19 protein-coding genes are annotated in these 22,634 nt (G+C 71.7%); 14 read left to right on the top strand and 5 right to left on the bottom strand.

Features of this window, described 5'->3' with window-relative positions:
- Window positions 1-4 precede the first annotated feature (4 nt).
- The 3 genes from CPE01_RS01690 to CPE01_RS01680 are packed head-to-tail and all read left to right on the top strand — an operon-like array spanning window position 5 to window position 4,260.
- Window positions 5-1,042, top strand: coding sequence for a carbohydrate ABC transporter permease (locus CPE01_RS01690; protein ID WP_246783660.1), 1,038 nt, complete (start codon window positions 5-7; stop codon window positions 1,040-1,042).
- Window positions 1,039-1,938, top strand: coding sequence for a carbohydrate ABC transporter permease (locus tag CPE01_RS01685; RefSeq protein WP_146804888.1), 900 nt, complete (start codon window positions 1,039-1,041; stop codon window positions 1,936-1,938). Before CPE01_RS01690 ends, CPE01_RS01685 begins: the two co-directional genes overlap by 4 nt.
- A 21-nt stretch (window positions 1,939-1,959) precedes the next feature.
- The gene (locus CPE01_RS01680; RefSeq protein ID WP_246783659.1) at window positions 1,960-4,260 is read left to right on the top strand and encodes a beta-xylosidase/alpha-l-arabinosidase; all 2,301 of its coding nucleotides are present in this window, start codon (window positions 1,960-1,962) and stop codon (window positions 4,258-4,260) included.
- Between the two features lie 191 nt (window positions 4,261-4,451).
- Here CPE01_RS01680 and CPE01_RS01675 read toward each other — a convergent pair whose 3' ends face one another.
- Window positions 4,452-5,708 (bottom strand): C40 family peptidase, encoded by a 1,257-nt coding sequence (locus CPE01_RS01675; protein ID WP_146804886.1) that lies wholly within the window; start codon window positions 5,706-5,708, stop codon window positions 4,452-4,454.
- Window positions 5,709-6,073: 365 nt separating this feature from the next.
- Between CPE01_RS01675 and ilvD (CPE01_RS01670) the strand changes: the two genes are divergently transcribed.
- Window positions 6,074-7,936: a dihydroxy-acid dehydratase gene (gene ilvD / locus CPE01_RS01670; protein WP_146804885.1), complete on the top strand. Its 1,863-nt coding sequence runs from the start codon at window positions 6,074-6,076 to the stop codon at window positions 7,934-7,936.
- Window positions 7,937-7,984: 48 nt separating this feature from the next.
- Here ilvD (CPE01_RS01670) and CPE01_RS01665 read toward each other — a convergent pair whose 3' ends face one another.
- Genes CPE01_RS01665 through CPE01_RS01655 form a run of 3 tightly spaced genes read right to left on the bottom strand, consistent with a single transcriptional unit; the run spans window position 7,985 to window position 9,614 of the window.
- Window positions 7,985-8,545 (bottom strand): hypothetical protein, encoded by a 561-nt coding sequence (locus tag CPE01_RS01665; protein ID WP_146804884.1) that lies wholly within the window; start codon window positions 8,543-8,545, stop codon window positions 7,985-7,987.
- Window positions 8,542-8,946 (bottom strand): ArsR/SmtB family transcription factor, encoded by a 405-nt coding sequence (locus CPE01_RS01660; protein WP_146804883.1) that lies wholly within the window; start codon window positions 8,944-8,946, stop codon window positions 8,542-8,544. The genes CPE01_RS01665 and CPE01_RS01660 overlap by 4 nt, the downstream gene beginning before the upstream one ends.
- Window positions 8,943-9,614, bottom strand: a complete 672-nt coding sequence (locus CPE01_RS01655; protein WP_146804882.1) for an SRPBCC family protein — start codon at window positions 9,612-9,614, stop codon at window positions 8,943-8,945. The genes CPE01_RS01660 and CPE01_RS01655 overlap by 4 nt, the downstream gene beginning before the upstream one ends.
- Before the next feature lie 108 nt (window positions 9,615-9,722).
- Between CPE01_RS01655 and ilvD (CPE01_RS01650) the strand changes: the two genes are divergently transcribed.
- The 5 genes from ilvD (CPE01_RS01650) (at window position 9,723) to CPE01_RS01630 (ending at window position 16,001) form a co-directional block, all read left to right on the top strand.
- Window positions 9,723-11,429, top strand: coding sequence for a dihydroxy-acid dehydratase (gene ilvD / locus CPE01_RS01650; protein ID WP_146804881.1), 1,707 nt, complete (start codon window positions 9,723-9,725; stop codon window positions 11,427-11,429).
- 59 nt (window positions 11,430-11,488) lie between these two features.
- The gene (locus tag CPE01_RS01645; protein ID WP_146804880.1) at window positions 11,489-13,210 is read left to right on the top strand and encodes a glycoside hydrolase family 13 protein; all 1,722 of its coding nucleotides are present in this window, start codon (window positions 11,489-11,491) and stop codon (window positions 13,208-13,210) included.
- Between the two features lie 75 nt (window positions 13,211-13,285).
- On the top strand, window positions 13,286-13,858 hold the full coding sequence (locus CPE01_RS01640) for a pyridoxamine 5'-phosphate oxidase family protein (RefSeq protein WP_146804879.1): 573 nt from the start codon (window positions 13,286-13,288) through the stop codon (window positions 13,856-13,858).
- Window positions 13,859-14,004: 146 nt separating this feature from the next.
- Window positions 14,005-14,994 (top strand): ABC transporter ATP-binding protein, encoded by a 990-nt coding sequence (locus CPE01_RS01635; RefSeq protein ID WP_146804878.1) that lies wholly within the window; start codon window positions 14,005-14,007, stop codon window positions 14,992-14,994.
- Window positions 14,991-16,001, top strand: coding sequence for an ABC transporter permease subunit (locus CPE01_RS01630; protein WP_146804877.1), 1,011 nt, complete (start codon window positions 14,991-14,993; stop codon window positions 15,999-16,001). The genes CPE01_RS01635 and CPE01_RS01630 overlap by 4 nt, the downstream gene beginning before the upstream one ends.
- A gap of 51 nt (window positions 16,002-16,052) precedes the next feature.
- On the opposite strand, the gene CPE01_RS01625 is transcribed toward CPE01_RS01630, so the two are convergent.
- On the bottom strand, window positions 16,053-16,736 hold the full coding sequence (locus CPE01_RS01625; protein WP_246783658.1) for an AMIN-like domain-containing (lipo)protein: 684 nt from the start codon (window positions 16,734-16,736) through the stop codon (window positions 16,053-16,055).
- 436 nt (window positions 16,737-17,172) lie between these two features.
- Between CPE01_RS01625 and CPE01_RS01620 the strand changes: the two genes are divergently transcribed.
- The 5 genes from CPE01_RS01620 to CPE01_RS01600 all read left to right on the top strand — a co-directional run bounded on the left by CPE01_RS01620 (window position 17,173) and on the right by CPE01_RS01600 (window position 22,491).
- On the top strand, window positions 17,173-19,044 hold the full coding sequence (locus CPE01_RS01620) for an acetolactate synthase large subunit (RefSeq protein WP_146804876.1): 1,872 nt from the start codon (window positions 17,173-17,175) through the stop codon (window positions 19,042-19,044).
- Window positions 19,045-19,049: 5 nt separating this feature from the next.
- Window positions 19,050-19,574, top strand: a complete 525-nt coding sequence (gene ilvN, locus CPE01_RS01615) for an acetolactate synthase small subunit (protein ID WP_146804875.1) — start codon at window positions 19,050-19,052, stop codon at window positions 19,572-19,574.
- Between the two features lie 78 nt (window positions 19,575-19,652).
- Window positions 19,653-20,681, top strand: coding sequence for a ketol-acid reductoisomerase (ilvC, locus tag CPE01_RS01610; RefSeq protein ID WP_146804874.1), 1,029 nt, complete (start codon window positions 19,653-19,655; stop codon window positions 20,679-20,681).
- Between the two features lie 239 nt (window positions 20,682-20,920).
- Window positions 20,921-21,346 carry an ASCH domain-containing protein gene (locus tag CPE01_RS01605; protein WP_146804873.1) on the top strand — a complete coding sequence of 142 codons (426 nt, stop codon included), beginning with the start codon at window positions 20,921-20,923 and terminating at the stop codon, window positions 21,344-21,346.
- Window positions 21,347-21,426: 80 nt separating this feature from the next.
- A complete protein-coding gene (locus tag CPE01_RS01600) occupies window positions 21,427-22,491 on the top strand; it encodes a 3-isopropylmalate dehydrogenase (RefSeq protein WP_146804872.1) in 1,065 nt (354 codons plus the stop codon).
- Window positions 22,492-22,634 lie beyond the last annotated feature (143 nt).

Here is a 22,634-nt window from a genome sequence, read left to right as displayed (position 1 = left end):
CGACGTGGCAGACGAAGCGACCGCCCAGATGGGCGCCCCCGCCTCGCCTGCGACGTCCAACCCGACCGTCCCGGTCGCCGGTCGCGCTTCGGCGCGGCCGGCGACCGGCCGGTCGGCCGGACGCCGCGGGAGTGGTCCGTTCCGCAAGGGTCTCGAGATCACGCTGTTCGTGGCGCCCGCCCTCGCACTGCTCGGCCTGTTCGTCGTCGTGCCGATCGCACGCGCCGTCCAGATCTCCTTCTTCAAGTGGAAGGGGTACGGCGACTTCGAGAGGTTCGTCGGTCTCGACAACTACCGTCGCGTGCTCGAGAACCCCGAGTTCATCGAGGCGTTCCAGCACAACATGATCATCGTGGTGGCGTCGATCGCCATCCAGCTCCCGCTCGGCCTGGCCATCGCGCTGCTGCTGAACCGCAAGATGCGCGGCCAGGGGATCCTGCGGACGATCATCTTCGTCCCGTACGTGCTGTCCGAGGTCATCGCGGGTGTCATCTGGTACCAGATGTTCGTCCCGAACGAGGGCATCATCGACACGGTGCTCTCCAGCGTCGGGTTGAGCGGGCCGAAACAAGGCTTCACCGGCAGCCTCGAGTGGGCGCTGCCCGCCGTGATCGCGGTGCTGACCTGGAAGTACCTCGGCATGGCGATCATCCTGTTCCTCGCCGGCCTGCAGGGCGTGCCCGAGGAGCTCTACGAGGCGGCCCAGCTCGACGGCGCCTCCTGGTGGCAGATCCAGCGGCGCGTCACGATCCCGATGCTCGGCCCGACCCTGCGCACGTGGGCGTTCCTGTCGATGATCGGCTCGCTGCAGCTCTTCGACATGGTGTGGGTCCTCACCGGAGGTGGCCCCGCCAACGCGACCAGCACGATGGCGACCTTCCTCGTCCAGCAGGGCACGCAGCGCTCCAACTACGGCATCGCCTCGGCGGCCTCGGTGATCCTCTTCATCGTCGCGCTCGTCATGGCGCTGCTCTACCAGCGATTCATCATGAACCGAGACAACACAGCCACGGTCGTCCGCCGGAAGAAGGTCTCCCGATGAGCACCGCCACCGCCGCTCCGAAGGGCGCTGCAGCGGCCGCCGCCACCAAGACCGCACGGCGCACGAACCGCTCGACGAACGTGATGCGGGGCGGTAACCCCTGGATCTACTTCATCGCGCTCATCGTCGTCGCGTTCTCCCTCGGCCCGGTGCTGTACGGCGTGATCTCGGGCTTCCGCACCAACGGCGACCTGATCCGCAACCCGTCCGGCCTGCCCGACCCCTGGGTCCTGAAGAACTACTCGGGAATCCTGAGCGACTCGAACTTCTGGCGTTACACGCTCAACTCGACGGTGATCGCGCTCATCACGACGGCGCTCGTCGTGATCTGCGGGGTCATGGCGGCCTACCCGCTCGCGCGCTACAAGTTCAAGGGCCGCGAGGGGATCTACACGATCTTCGTGGCGGGTCTGCTGTTCCCGGCGACCGTGGGTGTCATCCCGCTGTTCATCCTCATCCGTGACCTCAACCTGTCGAACACGTGGTGGGGCATCGCGCTCCCGCAGGCGGCGTACGCGTTGCCGCTGACGGTCGTGATCCTGCGGCCGTTCCTGCAGGCGATCCCGAACGAGCTCGAGGAGGCCTCGCAGCTCGACGGCGCCAGCCGCCTCGGGTTCTTCTGGCGGATCCTGCTCCCGCTGTCGGGGCCTGGTCTCGTGACGGTCGGCGTGCTCGCGTTCGTCGGCTCCTGGAACGCCTACCTGCTGCCGCTGCTCCTGCTGCTCGGGGACAACAAGACCCTGCCGCTGGGCGTCGCGGACTTCTCGGCAGAGCACTCGACCGACATCGCGGGCGTCTTCGCCTTCACCTCGCTCGCGATGATCCCGGCCCTCATCTTCTTCCTCGCGATGCAGAAGCGGATCGTCAGCGGTCTGCAGGGCGCGGTCAAGGGCTGATCCACGATGACGGAGAGCACCATGGGTACCCCTTTGCCCGCAGCGGACGCGCGTGCGTCGGACGCCGAGCGGGTCGCACAGATCGTCGAGCGGCTCACGCTCGAGGAGAAGACGGCGCAGATCGTCGGCTTCTGGGAGAAGGGCGACGGCGAGGTCGTCGCCCCTCTCCAGGGCGAGTTCACGCGTGACGGCGGTCTGGACGACGCGATGCGGCACGGCCTGGGTCACCTGACCCGGGTCTACGGCACGCGCCCCGTCGACCCGGTCGAGCGCGCGCGCTGGCTCTGGAGGCGGCAGCGCGAGCTCGTCGAGAGGGTGGGCATCCCGGCGCTCGTCCACGAGGAGTGCCTGACCGGGCTGTCGGCCTGGCAGGCGGCGACCTTCCCCACGCCGCTCGCGTGGGGCGCGGCGTTCGACCCCGAGCTCGTCGGCCGGATGGCCGAGCTGATCGGTGGCTCGATGCACGCGCTCGGCGTCCACCAGGGCCTCGCCCCGGTGCTCGACGTCATCCGTGACCCGCGCTGGGGTCGGGTCGAGGAGTGCATCTCGGAGGACCCGTACCTCGTCGGTGCCACGGGCACCGCGTACGTGCGCGGGCTGCAGTCGGCGGGCGTCCACGCGACGCTCAAGCACTTCGTCGGCTACTCCGCGTCGCAGTCCGGCCGCAACTTCGGGCCGGTGCACGCGGGGCCGCGCGAGATCGCGGACGTGCTGCTCGTGCCGTTCGAGATGGCGGTGCGCGACGGCGGCGTGCGCTCGGTGATGCACGCGTACACCGAGATCGACGGCGTTCCGACCGCTGCGGACCCGACGTACCTCACGCACGTGCTGCGCGGGGCGTGGGGCTTCGACGGGGTCGTGGTCGCCGACTACTTCGGCGTCGCGTTCCTCGACATCCTGCACCACGTCGCGGAGGGCCTCGGCGAGGCCGCCGGCCTCGCGCTGGCCGCCGGTGTCGACATCGAGCTGCCCACGGGGGACGCGTTCCTCGAGCCCCTGATCACCGCGATCCGCGAGGGCAAGGTCGACGAGAAGCTGGTCGACCGGGCCGTCACCCGTGCGCTGCTGCAGAAGGCCGAGCTGGGTCTGCTCGACGCGACGTTCGACGACGAGCCCCCCACGCACGTCGACCTCGACTCGCCCGAGCACCGTGCGGTCGCCGCGCAGCTCGCGGAGCGGTCGGTCGTGCTGCTCGCGAACGACGGCGTCCTGCCGCTGCTCGGCGGGTCGAAGCCCGCGCCGCGCCGGGTCGCGGTGGTGGGCCCGAACGCCGACAAGCACGAGGCGATGTTCGGCTGCTACTCGTTCGTGAACCACGTCCTCGAGCACCACCCGGAGGTCCCGGTGGGCATCGAGGTGCCGACGGTGCTGGCCGCGCTGCGGTCGGAGCTGGACGGCGTCGAGATCACGACCGCACCGGGCTGCGAGGTCGACACCGACGACCGGTCGGGCTTCGCCGCCGCGGTCGACGCGGCGAGCGGCGCCGACGTCGCGGTGGTCGTCGTCGGCGACCGGGCGGGCCTGTTCGGCCGCGCCACCGTCGGCGAGGGCTGCGACCGCGACGACCTGGAGCTGCCGGGTGTGCAGCGCGAGCTCGTCGAGGCCGTGCTCGCCACGGGCACCCCGGTGGTCCTGGTGCTGCTCACGGGCCGGCCGTACGCGGTCGGCTGGGCGCTCGAGCAGTGCGCGGCCGTGGTCCAGGCGTTCTTCCCGGGTGAGGAGGGCGGCGCGGCGGTCGCCGGTGTCCTGACCGGGCGGGTCAACCCGTCGGGCAGGCTCCCGGTGAGCCTGCCCCGGCCCGCAGGATCGCAGCCGTTCTCGTACCTGCACCCGGCGCTCGGGGGAGACGGCGACGTCACCAACCTGCCGTCGACCCCGGCGCGGCCGTTCGGCTTCGGCCTGTCGTACACGACGTTCGCGTACGACGAGCTCGTGGCCGAGCAGGCGCAGGTCCCCACGGACGGGCGTGTGCGCGTCGCGGTCCGGGTGACCAACACGGGCCAGAGGGACGGTGACGAGGTCGTGCAGCTGTACGCCCACGACACGGTCGCGACGGTGACGCGTCCGGTGGCGCAGCTGGTCGGCTTCCGCCGGCTGAGCCTGGCCGCGGGCGCCTCCGCGGTCGTGCACTTCGACGTCCCGACGACGCGCGTCGCGTTCAGCGGCCGCGACCTGACCCGGATCGTCGAACCGGGCGAGCTGCAGCTCTGGGTCGGCACGTGTGCGGAACGTGCTGCTGCCACGAGCGTTCGCCTGGTCGGGCCCGTCCACGCGATCGGCGATGACGACCGTTGGACGGAGACGGAGGTCACCGCGTCCTGACCGACGGGTCTGCGCGGCGGCCACGGCGGCCCCGCACCTCGCCTCTCCCGGGGCACGAGGTGCGGGGCCGTTCCCGTTCCCCGGCTTTGTGGGGCGGAGTCCCCTCCGGCCGGTCGGCGTGACCGACCGGCCGGAGGGTGCGCACCCTCGGAACGGCGCCTGGCCGACGAGGGTGCGCACCGGGGTGGTCGTCAGCGGTGAGGACGGATGACGTACGGCATCCGGCCGTTGCTGGCGACGGTCGCCACGCGGACGCCCTGGTCCTTCACGGCGTCGACGACCCGGCCCGAACCCATGTACAGAGCGACGTGATCATCGGTGACCGTCGAGGTGCTCTGGCCGAACGCGATGATGTCGCCGGGCTGCAGATCCTCGAAGGGCACGCGCCAGCTGGTCAGCGCGTACTGGTCGCGTGAGGACCGCGCGTCCTGCCAGGTGGACTGCAGGTCCGCGGTCCAGTAGTCGAACGCCGCACCCCACGACCGGTTGGTGAGGCCGGAGCAGTCGATGTACTTCGTGGACGTCAGGCTCGCTCCGAGCAGGTAGTCCATGTCGTCGTGCGCCAGCGCCCAGTCGACCGCCACGGTGACCTGGCTCGAGGCGCACGCTCCGGGCACCCCGGAGATGGTCTTCTGCGTCCAGCCCGACGCGTCGATCGGCTTGCCGAGGTGGCGGTTGAGCGAGGTCGACGTCTGCTCGTTCCAGCTCATCGCGCCGTCGGCGTCGACGCCGTAGATGATCCCGCCGAAGGGCGAGGCGAGCCGGGAGACGCTCCCGAAGCCGGACGCGGCCAGCAGCGTGCGCTTCCACGTCGTGCCCTTGAACAGGTACTCGACGAGCTTCCCGTCGGACGTGGTGCCGTAGAACGACTCCGGGCCCGAGGCGGCGATCGCCTTGAGTGTGAAGCCCGTGCCGATCTCCGTGCGGCCCGTGATCTGCGAGAGGGACGGCTTGCTCGCCTTGACCGTGTAGCGGATCAGCAGGCCGTCGGCGATCCCGTAGAGGTACGCCGAGCCGTCGTAGGTCAAGGAGTCGTGCGTCCAGCCGCTCGAGGCGAGCTTCGTCTTGGAGTAGGAGACCCCGTCGCTGTTGGACGAGATGTCGACCCGCCACAACGCACCGGTGCTCGCGTCTGTGACGAGCAAGGTGTTGAAGTTGAGGGCGGCGCTGGCCCTCACGGTGAAGCCCAGCTTCGTGGTCGAGATCTCGGGGCCGACGCGCGTGCCGGTCTTGGGCGAGATCGAGGTGTAGGTGATGCGGCCGTCGGAGAGCGTGCCGTAGATGCTGGCGTTGTTGCCCTCGCAGATGTAGGAGTGCGGGTCCAGGGACGCGTCGCTGACCGTCGAGCTCGGCGAGTAGTAGGGCTCGTCCGCGGCCCCCGCCTGCGTCGCGGCCGCGGCCAGGCCGGCCGTGGTCAGCAACGAAGCGGCGGCGGTGGCTGCACACATCCGAAGAATGCGATTGCGCACGTGCTTGTTCCTTTCATCAGGGAATGGGCAAATGGCGCCGCAGTGCGCCTTCCCCCATTCGCGGTGAGCAAGTGAAACGTACCGATATGTGGCGTTCTGTGGCGCCAGAATCGACGTGGTGAATGTCTCCCTCAAAACGCGTATCTGGCGTCCAGGTAATTGCACCGGAGCCGTTCCTGTGCCGACAGATACCTCGCCCGGTCCGGCTGCGTCGCTCGTTCGGGGAACCGCTCGGATCGCCGTAGGTCACGGGTCGGACGAGCAGGCGGCGGCGGCGCGAGACGTCGTACCGTGTCCCAGGCCGTTCCCCACGGCGCCGCACCTGGCGAAGGAGTTCACCCGCGATGAGCCGTCCGCTGCGTTCCCGGACCTCGACCCACGGCCGCAACATGGCCGGCGCCCGCGCGCTGTGGCGCGCGACCGGCATGGGCTCGGAGGACTTCGGCAAGCCGATCATCGCGATCGCCAACTCGTACACGCAGTTCGTCCCGGGGCACGTGCACCTCAAGGACATGGGGGACCTGGTCGCGGGCGCGATCCGCGAGGCCGGAGGCGTGGCCAAGGAGTTCAACACGATCGCGGTCGACGACGGCATCGCGATGGGCCACGCCGGCATGCTCTACTCGCTGCCCAGCCGCGACCTGATCGCGGACTCGGTCGAGTACATGGTGAACGCGCACTGCGCGGACGCGCTGGTGTGCATCTCGAACTGCGACAAGATCACGCCCGGCATGCTCAACGCGGCGCTGCGCCTGAACATCCCGGTGATCTTCGTGTCGGGCGGGCCGATGGAGGCCGGCAAGGCCGTCGTCGCCGACGGCGTCGCGCAGACGCCGCTCAACCTCATCAACGCGATCAACTACTCGGCCGACGAGAACGTCACGGACAAGGCGCTCGACGCGGTCGAGGAGAACGCGTGCCCGACGTGCGGCTCCTGCTCGGGCATGTTCACCGCGAACTCGATGAACTGCCTCACCGAGGCGCTCGGCCTGTCGCTGCCGGGCAACGGCTCGACGCTCGCGACGCACGCGGCTCGGCGGGACCTGTTCCTCGAGGCCGGGCGCACGATCGTCGACCTGGCCCGGCGCTACTACGAGGACGAGGACGACACCGCGGCTCCGCGGGGGATCGCGACGAAGGCCGCGTTCGCCAACGCCATGGCGCTCGACGTCGCGATGGGCGGCTCGACGAACACCGTGCTGCACATCCTCGCCGCGGCGCAGGAGGCCGAGGTCGACTTCACGCTCGCGGACATCGACGGGATCTCGCGCCGCGTCCCGTGCCTGTCGAAGGTCGCGCCCAACCACCCGAGCTACCACATGGAGGACGTGCACCGCGCCGGCGGCATCCCCGCGCTGCTCGGCGAGCTCGACCGGGGCGGCCTGCTGAACCACGACGTGACGTCGGTGCACACCCCGACGCTGCGTGCCTGGCTCGACACCTGGGACATCCGCGGCGGCAAGGCGACCGACCGGGCGCGTGAGCTGTTCCTCGCCGCCCCCGGTGGCGTGCGCACGACGCAGGCGTTCTCGACGACGAACGTGTGGGCCTCGCTCGACACCGATGCGGCCGACGGCTGCATCCGGGACGTCGCGCACGCGTACACGGTCGAGGGCGGGCTCGCCGTGCTGCGCGGCAACCTCGCCGAGGACGGCGCGATCATCAAGACCGCCGGCATCGACCCGGACGTCTTCCACTTCGTCGGGACCGCGCTGGTCTGCGAGTCCCAGGACGAGGCCGTCGAGAAGATCCTCACCAAGCAGGTGCAGCCCGGCCACGTGGTCGTCGTGCGGTACGAGGGTCCCGCGGGCGGCCCAGGCATGCAGGAGATGCTCTACCCGACCTCGTTCATCAAGGGACGTGGACTGGGCAAGGTCTGCGCGCTCATCACCGACGGCCGGTTCTCGGGGGGCTCGTCGGGCATCTCGGTCGGGCACATCAGCCCCGAGGCGGCCGCGGGCGGCACGATCGGGCTCATCGAGGACGGCGACGAGATCGAGATCGACGTCGAGACGCGGCTCATCCGGGTCAACGTCCCCGACGAGGTGCTCGCGGAGCGCCGCGCCAAGATGGAGTCCCGCGAGAACCCGTGGCAGCCGGTCGACCGCGACCGCTACGTGTCGCCGGCTCTGCAGGCGTACGCGGCGATGGCGACGTCCGCGGACCGCGGCGCGGTGCGCGACGTCAGCCGCCTGCGGCGGGGCTGACCCTGGCGGGGCCGACGCAGCAGCTGCCGCGTCGGCCGTTCGCCTCCGTCAGCACTGCTCCTCGGAGCGCTCGTCGAGCACCCAGTGCCCGGTGCCCGGCACGAGGACGACCGTGCCGCAGTCACCGCTCGCGTACGTGACGTCCAGCACCGCGTGCTCGTCGGTCTGCTCGACGAGCTCGACTTCGACCTCGGCGCTCTGACCGACGGCCGCGTACAGGCCCGCGGTGAACTCGACCATCGACGCGCAGTCGCTGATGCCGGGCAGCCCGGCCGCGAGCTCGTCGACCATGCGCTGCGCGAGCGCGGGCGTGAGGTAGGCGCACGCGGTCGCGGCGTCGGCCGAACGGCTCGCGGTCAGCCACGTCCGGAACGCGCCCTCGGGCCCCTCGTCGCTCCCGGGGGCGGCCGGTGTGTCACCGGCCGCAGGCTCGGTCGCGTCCGGCGCCGAGGGCGCGGTCGTGGCGGCGGCGGGCGACTGGCCAGCAGCGGCGGTCCGCGCGGAGGCAGGGTCGCGGGCGTCGTCGCTCGAGGAGCACGCCGTCAGCAGCGCGGTGCACAGGACGACGGCCCAGGTCAGAGGGCGGTTCTGCAGGCGGGTGCGGTTCACGCCGACATGGTGCCATCGGTTGCCGGGGACGACGACGGTCCGCGCACGGCGCGGCGACCCCGCGCCACCTCGGTCGCGAGCGCGTCGAGCGGCTGGCCCATCGCGGCGAGCGGGTCGACGAGGTCGTCGAACCAGGCACGCACGTCGGCGACCGTGCCGGTGTCCAGCGCGTAGATGCGGCGGGTGCCCGCGGTGCGCACCGTGACGAGCCCGGCGTCACGGAGCACGCCGAGGTGCTGCGACACCGCGGGCTGCGAGACCGGCCGCACGGCCTGGACGCCGCGCACGAGCTCGCCCGCCGGCCGCTCACCCGCGGCGACGAGCCGCACGAGCAGCCGGCGGACGGGATCGCCGAGCGCGTCGAGTGCCGCGTCGGCCCGTGCTGCGGGGCTGGTGCTCACTCCGGCTGACCGTCCGTGCCCGCCTGCGGCTCGGGGGCACCGGTGTAGAACGCCACGGCGCCCTCGGACGCCGCTGCCATCGTCTGCGGGTCCTCGCCTGTGGCGATCGCGGCTGCGGTCCACGCCCGCGCGGCGGTCCGGACGAACGTGGTGCCCTCGGGGGTCAGCGGGTAGCCCGCACCCTCGTCGGCGTCGACCGCCGCGCCGGTCTCCAGGTGCAGCCCGAGCCCGACGAGCGCGAGGTCCCACCCGAGACCGACGGCGCCCGGGCCGTACCGGGCCCACATCTGCGGGTCGACGTGCGCCTCGTGGCGCAGCTCGAACGTGGTGCCGCCCGCGCTGGGCGCGAGCTCGACCTCGAGCCACGAGACCTGCGGTCCCATCTCCCACGTGAGCGCGAGCAGGCGTGGCGCCTCGCACCGCTCGACCACGCCGGACGCATTGCCTGCGAGGGCGTACCGTCCGCCGACGCGCAGGTCGCCCGTGACGGGCAGGAACCACCGCGGGATGCGCTGCGGGTCGGTGAGCGCGTCCCAGAGATCGGCCACATCGGTCGGGTACTCGCGGCGGGCGACGGCGATCCTGGTGGGAGCACCCGCGCGCTCGCCCGCGCGGATCTCGCGCGTGACGAGCCCGGCGGTGATCACGGGGTCGATCGGGAGCGTCATGACGGCATCCTTTCGATAAGTGGATGCTTATATTCGCACGCCGTCCGCGCCGGGGGAAGACCGCGGCTTCGTCGCGCGCGGCGGCGCGGGCGCTCCTACCGTGAGCGCATGGACGCCACCGTGGACGGCATCGACATCAAGCCGCGCTCGCGGCAGGTCACCGACGGGATCGAGGCGACCGCAGCGCGCGGCATGCTGCGCGCGGTCGGCCTGGGCGACGAGGACTTCGCCAAGCCGCAGATCGGCGTCGCGAGCTCGTGGAACGAGATCACGCCGTGCAACCTGTCGCTCGACCGCCTCGCGAAGGCCGCGAAGGCCGGCGTGCACGCGGCGGGCGGGTACCCGCTGGAGTTCGGCACCATCTCAGTGTCCGACGGCATCTCCATGGGCCACGAGGGCATGCACTTCTCGCTCGCGAGCCGCGACATCATCGCCGACTCGGTCGAGACCGTGATGATGGCCGAGCGGCTCGACGGCTCGGTGCTGCTCGCGGGGTGCGACAAGTCGCTGCCGGGGATGCTCATGGCCGCAGCGCGTCTCGACCTCGCGTCGGTGTTCCTCTACGCGGGCTCGATCATGCCGGGCTGGGTCAAGCTGTCCGACGGCACCGAGAAGGACGTGACGATCATCGACGCGTTCGAGGCGGTCGGAGCGTGCGCACGCGGTCTGATGAGCCGCGAGGACCTCGACCGCATCGAGCGCGCGATCTGCCCCGGTGAGGGCGCGTGCGGCGGCATGTACACCGCGAACACGATGGCGTCCGTCGCAGAGGCGATCGGGATGTCGGTGCCCGGGTCGGCGGCGCCGCCCTCGGCGGACCGGCGCCGCGACCAGTTCGCGCACCGGTCGGGAGAGGCGGTGGTCGGGCTGCTGCGGCGGGGGATCACGGCGCGCCAGATCATGACGAAGGAGGCGTTCGAGAACGCGATCGCCGTGGTCATGGCGTTCGGCGGGTCGACGAACGCGGTGCTCCACCTGCTCGCGATCGCGCACGAGGCCGAGGTCGACCTCACGCTGGAGGACTTCGCGCGCGTCGCGCGGCGCGTGCCGCACCTCGGCGACCTCAAGCCGTTCGGCCGGTACGTCATGAACGACGTCGACCGCGTGGGCGGCGTCCCGGTCGTCATGAAGGCACTGTTGGACGCGGGGCTGCTGCACGGCGACTGCCTGACGGTCACCGGCCGCACCGTCGCGGAGAACCTCGCGGACCTGGCGCCGCCGGACCCCGACGGCAAGATCCTGCGCGCGCTCGACGACCCGATCCACCGCACGGGCGGCATCACGATCCTGTCCGGCTCGCTCGCGCCCGACGGCGCGGTCGTGAAGTCGGCCGGGTTCGACTCGGACGTCTTCGAGGGGACGGCGCGCGTGTTCGAGCGCGAGCGTGCGGCGCTCGACGCGCTCGAGGACGGCACGATCCGGGCGGGCGACGTCGTCGTGATCCGCTACGAGGGCCCCAAGGGCGGTCCGGGGATGCGCGAGATGCTCGCGATCACGGGCGCGATCAAGGGTGCGGGCCTCGGCAAGGACGTGCTGCTGGTCACCGACGGCCGGTTCTCGGGCGGCACGACGGGTCTGTGCGTCGGGCACATCGCGCCCGAGGCGGTCGACGGCGGACCGATCGCGTTCGTGCGCGACGGGGACCGCATCCGCCTCGACGTCGCGCACGCACGCCTCGACCTGCTGGTGGACGACGACGAGCTCGCGGCCCGGCGTGTGGACTGGGCTCCGCTGCCCCCGCGCTACACGCGCGGGGTGCTCGCCAAGTACGCCAAGCTCGTGCAGTCGGCCAGCAAGGGCGCGGTCCTGCTCTGACCTCGGCTGCCGCGTCGGCAGCGCGTGCGGCGGCGTCGGTGCCACACCTACGGTGGGGCATGGCCTTCACGCAGGAGAACGCCCCGTGGTGGACGCGGGCCGTGGTGTACCAGGTGTACCCGCGCTCGTTCCAGGACTCCGACGGCGACGGCGTCGGCGACCTGCGCGGCGTGCTGCAGCGCGTCGACCACCTCGCGGAGCTCGGCGTCGACGTCGTGTGGTTCTCGCCGCTCTACCGCAGCCCGCAGGACGACAACGGCTACGACATCAGCGACTACGAGGACGTCGACCCGTTGTTCGGCACGCTCGCTGACCTCGACGAGGTGATCGCGGCGCTGCACGCGCGCGGCATCAAGGTGGTCATGGACCTCGTCGTGAACCACACGTCCGACGAGCACGCGTGGTTCGTCGGGTCGCGCTCGTCGAAGGACGACCCGCGGCGCGACTGGTACTGGTGGCGCCCCGCGCGTCACGGCATGGAGCCGGGCGCGCCGGGTGCCGAACCGACCAACTGGGCGAGCTTCTTCTCCGGCCCGGCGTGGGAGTACGACGAGGCGACAGGCGAGTACTACCTGCACCTGTTCAGCCGCAAGCAGCCGGACCTGAACTGGGAGAACCCGCAGGTCAGGCAGGCCGTCTACGCGATGATGCGCTGGTGGCTCGACCGCGGGGTCGACGGCTTCCGGATGGACGTGATCAACGCGATCTCCAAGGTCGTGCGCGAGGACGGCTCGCTCCCGGACGGCCTCACGCACGACGGTCGCCTGGGCGACGGCAGCCCGTACTACCTGTCGGGCCCGCGCATCCACGAGTTCGTCGCGGAGATGCGCCGCGAGGTGTTCGCCGGGCGTGAGGGCGCGTTCCTGACGGTGGGGGAGACGCCGGGTGTCACGCTCGAGGACGCGCAGCTGTTCACCGAGCCCGAGCGCGGTGAGGTCGACATGGTGTTCCAGTTCGAGCACGTGGGGCTGGACCACGGTCCCGGCGGGAAGTTCGACCCGCGTCGCCTGCGGCTGACGGACCTCAAGGCCAGCTTCGGGCGCTGGCAGTCGGGCCTGGCCGAGTCCGGGTGGAACTCGCTGTACTGGGACAACCACGACCAGCCGCGCATCGTCTCGCGGTGGGGCGACGACGGGGCCTACCGGCGCGAGTCCGCGACGATGCTGGCGACCGTGCTGCACCTGCACCGTGGGACGCCGTACGTCTACCAGGGCGAGGAGCTCGGGATGACGAACGCGCACTTCACGTCGTTCGACCAGTACCGCGACATCGAGACGCTCAACTACCTCGCCGAAGCCCGCGCGTACCGCACGGACGACGAGCTGCTCGCGGCCTTCGCGGCGATGAGCCGCGACAACGCGCGCACGCCCGTGCAGTGGGACGCCTCGCCGCATGCGGGCTTCACGACCGGCGAGCCCTGGCTGCCGGTGAACCCGAACCACGTCGAGATCAACGCGGCGGCCCAGCACGCGGACCCGCGGTCGGTGTTCCACCACTACCGCCGGCTCATCGCGCTGCGGCACGACGAGCCCGTCGTCGCGATCGGCGACTTCACGATGCTGCTGCCCGACGACGAGCACGTCTACGCCTTCACGCGCGCGCTCGACGACGTCGAGCTGCTCGTCCTGGGCAACTTCACGTCCGACGAGCGGCTCGCGCTCGTCGACCCGGTCTGGACCGACGCCCCGGTGGTGATCGGCAACTACGACGACGACCGCGTGGTCGAGGTGCCCGTGCGGTTGCGGCCGTGGGAGGCGCTGGTGCTGCGCCGCACGCGCTGAGCCCCCGACCGGTCGCGTGCCCGACCGGCAAGATGCCCGGCCTGTCCCTCGACCCGGACCGCTACGTTCCTCGTCATGGGGAAGGTGCACGAACGGATCGACGACCGCCTGCGCCGGTTCATCGAGGCGCAGCACGTGTTCTTCGTCGCGACCGCGCCGAGCGGTCCCGGCGGGCACGTGAACGTCTCGCCCAAGGGCATCGGCGGCACGTTCGCGGTGCTCGACGACCACACGGTCGCGTACGTCGACGTCACCGCGTCCGGCTCGGAGACGATCGCGCACATCCGGGAGAACGGTCGCGTCACGATCATGTTCTGCGCGTTCGAGGGACCGCCGAACATCGTGCGGCTGCACGGCCGGGGCCGGTTCGTGACGCTGTACGACGACGGGTTCGACGAGCTGCTCGGACTGTTCGACAGCGACGTCGACGAGTCGCAGGGTGTGCGGGCCGTGATCGTGGTCGACGTCGAGCGCGTCTCGGACTCGTGCGGCTACGGCGTGCCGTTCATGAGCTACCAGGGCGAGCGCGACCTGCTGCCGCAGTACATGGCGCGCAAGGGCGTCGAGGGCCGCGCCGACTACCGACGCCTGAAGAACCGCACGAGCATCGACGGGCTGCCGGCGTTCGACATGGACGGGGCCGGTTAGCGCGCGTCCGGTCGCCGGCTCCCGGCATGCCCGGTTCGGGTGAACTGCGCGCGACCAGCGCGTTCACCAGCGGACCCGCCGGGACGAGCCGCTACGGTTCGCGTGCACCCCGGAGGTCGGGGGATCGGCGGACGGGGGCTGGGTCGATGACGTTCACGCAGGAGCTCGCGATCTCCACGCGCGGGTTGCGCAAGACCTACCGCCGGCGCGGCAAGCGCCAGGTCGCGGTCGAGGGGCTCGACCTCGACGTCCCGGTGGGCGGCGTGCACGGGTTCCTCGGCCCGAACGGGTCCGGCAAGACGACGACGATCCGCATGCTGCTGGGTCTCGTGCGGGCCGACTCCGGCACCATGCGCGTGTTCGACCAGGCAGTGCCCGAGCGCCTGCCCGAGGTCGTCGGCCGCGTCGGTGCGATCGTCGAGCAGCCCAAGTTCTTCCCGAACTTCTCGGGGCGGCGCAACCTGAGCCTGCTCGCGGGCGGCATCGGTGCCGACCCCAAGCTCGTCGAGGTCGTGCTCGCCGATGTCGGCCTGGCCGACCGGGCGCGCGACCGGTACCGCACGTACTCGCTCGGCATGAAGCAGCGGCTCGCGATCGCGGCGACGCTGCTCAAGGACCCGGACCTGCTGATCTTCGACGAGCCGACCAACGGCCTGGACCCCGCGGGCATCCGGGAGATCCGCGAGACCATGCGCGGCCTGGCGGACCGCGGCAAGACCGTGCTCGTCTCGAGCCACATCCTGGCCGAGGTCGAGCAGGTCGCCGACACGGTCTCGATCGTCGCGCGCGGCCGCCTCGTCGCGCAGGGCACGGTCGCCGAGCTCATCGGCACGCGCACGACCGCGACCGTCAAGGTCGGGGTCGAGGTGCCCGGCACGGCGGGCGAGCTGCTGCGCGCGCAGGGCTGGGCCGTCCGCCGGGACGGCCGGTACCTGCTGGTCGACGGCGCGCCCACGGGTGCGCGCATCACCGAGGTCCTCGCGCGCGAGGGCCTGTACGTCGACGAGCTCGTGCCCGTGCGGGTCGACCTGGAGTCGGTGTTCCTCGAGCTCACGGCCGGGCAAGGCCCAGGGACGAGAGCACCTGACGAGCCCGACCACCAGCACGGCCGCCGCGCAGCGGGAGGTGCCGCATGACCCGCCTCGTGACCACCGAGCTCACCCGCTTCTTCTCCCGCAGCCTCCTGTGGGGTCTGGCGATCGGCGCCGTCGTGCTCGCGGCGTTCGCGCCCTTCGCCGCGTGGCAGGGCTCGAGCCCGGCCAGCGCGGCCGAGATCGCCGAGGCGCAGCTCCAGGTCGACAGCTTCGAGCCGATGACCGGCGAGGACCTCGAGGCGTGCCTCGAGTCGGACCGCCAGTACCTCGAGGAGTTCCCCGAGGAGGCCGAGGGCTTCGAGAGCGGCTGCTCGTGGGAGCCCACGATCGAGGACTTCCTGCCGTCGCGCAGCTACTTCGACACCGACGCGTTCGAGACCGTCGCCGGCGTCGCGGTGCCGCTCGCGCTGCTGGCGCTCGTCATGGGCGCGAGCTTCGTCGCCGCTGAGTTCTCGACGGGCGCGATCGGCAACTGGCTGACGTTCGCGCCGCGGCGCGGCCGGGTCTACGCGAGCAAGCTCACCGCGGCGGCCGTCGGGGTGGTGCCGGCGGCGGTGGTCGCGCTCGTGGTCCTGCTGGGCGGCACGTGGTCGGCGTTCGCGGTCCACGACGCGAGGCAGGCACCGGAGAACCACTGGGACGACGACCGGCGGACGGTCGCGGACGTGCTCGAGCTCGGCGGGCGGATCGCGGCCCTCGTGGTCGGCGTCGCGCTGGCCGGGGCGGCGCTCGGGTTCCTGCTGCGCCACACGGCGGCGGTGCTGGGCACGATCGTCGGCTGGGCCGCGGTGGTCGAGGGCTACGTCGGCCTGACGTTCGACGGCGTGCGGCCGTACCTCCTGAGCCTCAACGTCCAGGCCTGGGTGAACGGCGGCGCGTCGTACTGGACCGAGAAGTGCGCGCCCGACCCGGACCAGGGCAACGCGGTCGTGTGCCAGTCGGTCGAGCAGGTCGTCAGCCAGACGCACGGGGCGGTGGTGCTCGGGATCGTCGGCGTGCTGTGCCTCGCCGCGGCCTGGTTCGTGTTCCGTCGCCGCGACGTCGCCTGACGCGCCCGCCGGACGCCCACCTGACGCGCGCCGGCCGACGCGGCCGCGCCGCTAGGGCGACTGCACGTCGACGACGACGCGGACCGGGTCGGCCAGCAGCGTGACGCGCAGCGGGCGCTCGGCGTCCAGCCCGACGAACGACTGGGTCTGGCCCTCGAACGTCAGCGGGCGCGTCACCTGCTGGACGCCGCCGGTCGCCGTGACGTCGTGGGCGTACTCGTCGAAGCCGGTGTCCATCGGGTAGCCGGCGCCGAGGAGCACGACCTGCAGCGTGGCGTCGCCCGCGACGTCGACGACCTCGCCGCTCGGGTCGTCGACCGCCTCGTCGACGTAGGCGATGCGCCACCCGGGTAGGCCCTCGCCGGCCAGCTCGTAGACCACGCGCTCGTAGCCGTCGTGCGCGCCGACCCGCACGTCGACGACGGTGAGGAGGCCGTCCTGCGGCTCGTGCGTGAGCTCGGTTCCCGGCGCGGTGAAGGCGCCGGCGGTGGGCTCGCTCGTCGGGAGCGCGCCGGGGGTCGGCTCGGCGGTGGACGCGCCGGTGGGAGCGTCGGTGGGCAGGGCGGTCGCGGGCGCCGTCGTCGCGCTCGCGGACGGCTCCGACGACGAGGGTGCGCCCGGTTCGTCGTCCGACGCACCGCAGCCGCCGACCGTCAGCACCGCGGCGGTCAGCACCACGGCGCCGAGCAGGCAGGGCGTCGGGTGCCGCCGTGCGGGGGAGCCGGTCGTACCCATGCTGTCCTCCGTGCTCGTCGCGCTCGTCGTCGTACTCGCTGCGGGCTCGTCGTGCGCTCGCCGTGCGCCTCGCCGTGCAGCGTGGTCACCGTAGGCCGATCGGACGACCGCGACGGGACGCGCGCCGCGGTGGCGCACGCGGGACGGCACGCCATCCGATATGCGGGCACGTGAGCCAGGATGTGAGACGGCGTGGCGCAGGCGTGACACGGAACCGACGGAGGCGTAACCTCACCTGCGTGCAGACGATCCTCGTAGTACTTCCTGAGCGCGCCGGCTGAGGCCAGCAGCCCAGGCTTCGTCAGCGCGCTCACCCCTCGCACCGTCGGCAGCAGACCGACGCGAGGGGTTTTCTGTTTTCCGGGACAGGCACACCAGCAGCACGCACCGCATCACGCAGCACCCACCGCATCACGTCAGCAGCAGGGAGACACCGATGGTCCAGGGCCCCCACCCGGCACCGCCGCGGACGCCCGTGAGCCCCGCGGTCGTCGGCGCGACGGCACGTCCGGCCGCACCGACCCCGACCGCCTCGCACGCCTCGTCGGCCACGGTCGTCGAGCAGGTCACGGGTGCGCAGTCGATCGTCCGCTCGCTCGAGGAGGTCGGGGCCGAGGTCGTCTTCGGGATCCCCGGCGGTGCGATCCTGCCGACGTACGACCCGCTCATGGACTCGACCCGGCTGCGGCACATCCTCGTGCGGCACGAGCAGGGCGGTGGCCACGCGGCAGCCGGCTACGCGTCCGCGACGGGCCGCGTCGGCGTGTGCATGGCGACGTCGGGCCCCGGCGCGACGAACCTCGTCACCCCGATCGCCGACGCGAACATGGACTCGGTGCCCATGGTCGCGATCACCGGGCAGGTCGGCGCGGCGATGATCGGCACGGACGCGTTCCAGGAGGCCGACATCGTCGGCATCACGCTGCCGATCACCAAGCACAACTACCTGGTGACCGACCCGGCGGACATCCCGCGGGTCATCGCCGAGGCGTTCCACGTGGCCGCGACCGGTCGGCCCGGCCCCGTGCTCGTCGACATCGCGAAGTCCGCGATGCAGGCGACGACGACGTTCTCGTGGCCGCAGGACATCGCGCTGCCCGGCTACCACCCGGTGACCAAGCCGCACGCCAAGCAGATCCGGGAGGCCGCGCGCCTGCTGGCGACGTCGCGCCGCCCGGTGCTGTACGTCGGCGGCGGCGTGATCCGCGCTCGGGCCGCCGAGCAGCTGCGCAGGCTCACGGACCTGTCCGGCGCACCCGTCGTCACGACCCTGATGGCGCGCGGCGCTCTGCCCGACACGCACCCGCAGCACCTGGGCATGCCCGGCATGCACGGCACGGTCGCCGCGGTGGCCGCGCTGCAGAAGGCCGACCTGATCGTCGCCCTCGGCGCCCGGTTCGACGACCGCGTGACAGGCCTGCTGTCGTCGTTCGCGCCGCACGCGACCGTCGTGCACGCCGACATCGACCCCGCCGAGATCGGCAAGAACAAGGCCGTCGACGTCCCGATCGTCGGCGACCTGCGCGAGGTCATCTCCGACCTGCTGCCCGAGCTCGAGCGTGAGCACGCGCAGCACGGCAAGCCGGACCTCGAGGCCTGGTGGCGCCAGCTCGACGCGTGGCGCGAGACGTTCGGCCTCGGCTACGACGAGCCGTCCGACGGGCACCTCGCGCCGCAGCACGTCATCCAGCGCATCGGCGAGCTGACCGGGCCCGAGGCGACGTACGTCGCGGGCGTGGGCCAGCACCAGATGTGGGCGGCGCAGTTCATCAAGTACGAGCGCCCGAACTCGTGGCTGAACTCCGGCGGCCTGGGGACCATGGGCTACGCGGTCCCCGCGGCCATGGGTGCCAAGGTCGGCGAGCCGGACCGCACCGTGTGGGCGATCGACGGCGACGGCTGCTTCCAGATGACCAACCAGGAGCTCGCGACCTGCGCCATCAACGACATCCCGATCAAGGTCGCGGTCGTCAACAACTCCTCGCTCGGCATGGTCCGCCAGTGGCAGACGCTGTTCTACGAGTCGCGGTACTCGAACACCGACCTGCACACCGGTCACGGCACCGTGCGGATCCCGGACTTCGTCAAGCTCGCCGACGCGTACGGCTGCGTCGGGCTGCGCTGCGAGACGAAGGCCGACGTCGACGCGACGATCAAGCGCGCGCTCGAGATCGACGACCAGCCGGTCGTCGTCGACTTCACCGTCTCGCGTGACGCGATGGTGTGGCCGATGGTCGCCGCCGGCGTGAGCAACGACGACATCCAGTACGCGCGGGGCATCTCCCCGGCGTGGGACCGGGAGGACTGAGCGCCATGAGCCGCCACACGCTGTCCGTGCTCGTCGAGAACAAGCCCGGCGTGCTCACGCGCGTCGCCGGCCTGTTCGCGCGGCGGGCGTTCAACATCCACTCGCTCGCGGTGGGCCCGACCGAGCACCAGGAGATCTCCCGGATCACGGTCGTCGTCGACGTCGACGAGCTCCCCCTCGAGCAGGTGACGAAGCAGCTGAACAAGCTCATCAACGTCATCAAGATCGTCGAGCTCGAGGACGCCGCCTCCGTGCAGCGCGAGCTGCTGCTGGTCAAGGTCAAGGCCGACGTCACGCAGCGCACCTCGGTGCTCGAGGTCGTCCAGCTCTTCCGCGCGCACGTCGTCGACGTCGTGCCGGACACCGTCGTCATCGAGGCGACCGGTTCGCCGGGCAAGCTCGACGCCCTGCTGTCCGCCCTCGAGCCGTTCGGCATCCGTGAGATCGTGCAGTCCGGCACCGTGGCCATCGGCCGCGGGTCGCGCTCGATCACGGACCGGGCGCTCGAGCGCGTCTCGCGCTCCGCCTGATAGACCTCAGTCCAGACGCACACTCGTGCTTGCCCCACCGTTCGATCCCCGAACGTCCATCTGAAGGAGAGACCCACCGTGGCCGAGCTGTTCTACGACGACGACGCCGACCTGTCGATCATCCAGTCCAAGAAGGTCGCCGTCGTCGGCTACGGCAGCCAGGGGCACGCGCACTCGCTCAACCTGCGCGACTCCGGCGTCGACGTGACCGTCGGTCTGCGCGAGGGCTCGCCGTCCCGCGCCAAGGCCGAGAACCAGGGCCTCAAGGTCGCCACGGTGGCCGAGGCCGTCGCGGGTGCCGACGTGGTCGTCATCCTCGCGCCCGACCAGGTGCAGCGTCACCTGTACCGCGACGAGATCGAGCCGAACCTCAAGGACGGTGCCGCGCTCGTCTTCGGTCACGGCTTCAACATCCGCTTCGGCTACATCCAGCCGGCCGCGGGGCACGACGTGCTCATGGTCGCCCCGAAGGGCCCCGGTCACCTCGTGCGTCGCGAGTACGTCGACGGTCGCGGTGTGCCGGTCATCGTCGCGGTCGAGCAGGACGCGTCGGGTGCCGCGTGGGCCCTCGCGCTCTCGTACGCCAAGGCGATCGGTGGTCTGCGTGCCGCGGGCATCAAGACCACGTTCACCGAGGAGACCGAGACCGACCTGTTCGGTGAGCAGGCCGTCCTGTGCGGTGGTGTCTCGCAGCTCATCCAGTACGGCTTCGAGACGCTGACCGAGGCGGGCTACCAGCCCGAGGTCGCGTACTTCGAGGTGCTGCACGAGCTCAAGCTGATCGTCGACCTCATCTGGGAGGGCGGCATCACCAAGCAGCGCTGGTCGGTCTCCGACACGGCCGAGTACGGCGACTACGTCTCCGGCCCGCGGGTCATCACGCCCGACGTGAAGGAGAACATGAAGGCGGTGCTCGCCGACATCCAGAACGGCGCGTTCGCCCAGCGCTTCATCGACGACCAGGACGCCGGCGCGCCGGAGTTCACGGCCCTGCGCGAGAAGGGCCAGAACCACCCGATCGAGCCGGTCGGCCGCGAGCTCCGCAAGCTGTTCGCATGGGTGAAGCCCTCGGACACCGACTACACGGAGGGAAGCGCAGCGCGCTGACCGCAGGTAGGGGTCGTGCGTAGCGCGGCACCTGCCGGAGGGCAGGGCGCTGCGCTTCCCGACCAGAAGGCACAGTGGGAAGCGCCACCAGCGGGTCCTGCTGAGCCCGCACCGCCGCCTGCGACGAGCGCGGCGCCCCTGACCACGGGGCGCCGCGCTTCGTCGTTCTCGGCGCGTGCGTTGCGCGGTCGTCGGGCAGGATGAGCGGACCGGTCCGACGGCGAGACGAGGAGCACGGCATGAGCGGGTACGACGAGTCCGTGGCCGACGAGCACGCGGACGTCGCCACGGACGGCGACGACCGGATCACGGCGTTCTGGCAGGCGGCGCGCGGTCACGTGGGCTTCGGCAAGCTCGAGGGCATCGTGGGGTCGGCGCCGCTGGACGTCGTGCCGCCGCCGTCGTTCTCGTACGGCGTGGGCGCGGAGGCCGACGACGCGGTGCGGGAGATCCTCGCCGGGACGCGCACGTCCTCGCGCGCGCCGCGCGACGAGTTCGCGGACGACGAGGTGCCGCGCGTGGGCGACATGGCGATCGTGCTCGACAGTCGAGGGGAGCCGCGGGCGCTCGTCCGGACCACGGACGTGACGGTCGTGGGGGACTCGGTGCACGAGACGTACGAGCTGGTGTACCCGACGGACGGGCCGACGCCCGCCGTCGACTGACGCCTGACCGGGCGGCACCGGCGTGGTCAGATCGTGAGATGGACCGTCCGGCCAGTGGGACGCGGGTCTAGGCTCAGCACATGAGCAGCAGCGCCACCGCACGGGACATCCACCTCGCCGTCGTCGCCGGGGACGGCATCGGCACCGAGGTCGTCGAGCAGGGCCTGCTCGTCCTGGACGCGGCGCTGGCGGGGTCGGGCGTGGGCGTCTCCACCACCGACTTCGACCTGGGCGCGCGCCGCTGGCACGCGACCGGCGAGACGCTCACGGACACCGACCTCGACGCGATCCGCACGCACGACGCGATCCTGCTCGGCGCGATCGGCGACCCGAGCGTCCCGTCCGGCGTGCTCGAGCGCGGGCTGCTCCTCAAGCTGCGCTTCGCACTCGACCACTACGTGAACCTGCGTCCCGGCAAGCTGTTCCCGGGCGTCGCGAGCCCGCTCGCGCACCCGGGCGACGTCGACTTCGTCGTCGTGCGTGAGGGGACCGAGGGCCCGTACGTCGGCAACGGCGGCGCGATCCGCGTCGGCACGCCGCACGAGGTCGCGAACGAGGTCAGCGTGAACACCGCGTTCGGCGTCGAGCGCGTGGTGCGTGACGCGTTCGCCCGCGCTGCGGCCCGCCCGCGCAAGAAGCTCACGCTCGTGCACAAGCACAACGTCCTCGTGCACGCCGGCCACCTGTGGCGCCGCACGGTCGAGGCGGTCAACGCCGAGTTCCCCGACGTGACGGTGGACTACCTGCACGTCGACGCCGCGACGATCTTCCTGGTGACGAACCCGAGCCGGTTCGACGTCATCGTCACGGACAACCTGTTCGGCGACATCCTCACGGACCTCGCCGCGGCGATCACGGGCGGGATCGGCCTGGCCGCCAGCGCCAACATCAACCCGGACCGCACGGCGCCGAGCATGTTCGAGCCCGTGCACGGCTCCGCCCCCGACATCGCCGGCCAGGGCAAGGCGGACCCCACCGCCACGGTGCTCTCGGTTGCGCTCCTGCTGGACCACCTCGGCCTCCACACCCAGGCGAAGGCCGTCGAGGACGCCGTCGCGGCCGACCTGGCCGGGCGCGGCTCCGCCGAGCGAGTACGGTCGACGGCCGAGGTGGGCAAGGACCTCGCCGCGCGCGTCGCGGGCTGACCTCCTCGTCCTGCCGAAGGCCGTCGCTCCCCGTCCCGGGTCCCCGGTGACGGGACGGCCGGCCCGTCCCTGACGTCCCTCGCGCACGCGAGCGACGCCGGGGGCAGTGCACCAGGCCGCCACCGCCGGGTACCGTCAGACCA

It is taken from the genome of Cellulomonas persica (assembly GCF_007989825.1).
Taxonomy (GTDB): Bacteria; Actinomycetota; Actinomycetes; order Actinomycetales; family Cellulomonadaceae; genus Cellulomonas; species Cellulomonas persica.
This window is presented reverse-complemented; position numbering and strand designations above follow the sequence as displayed.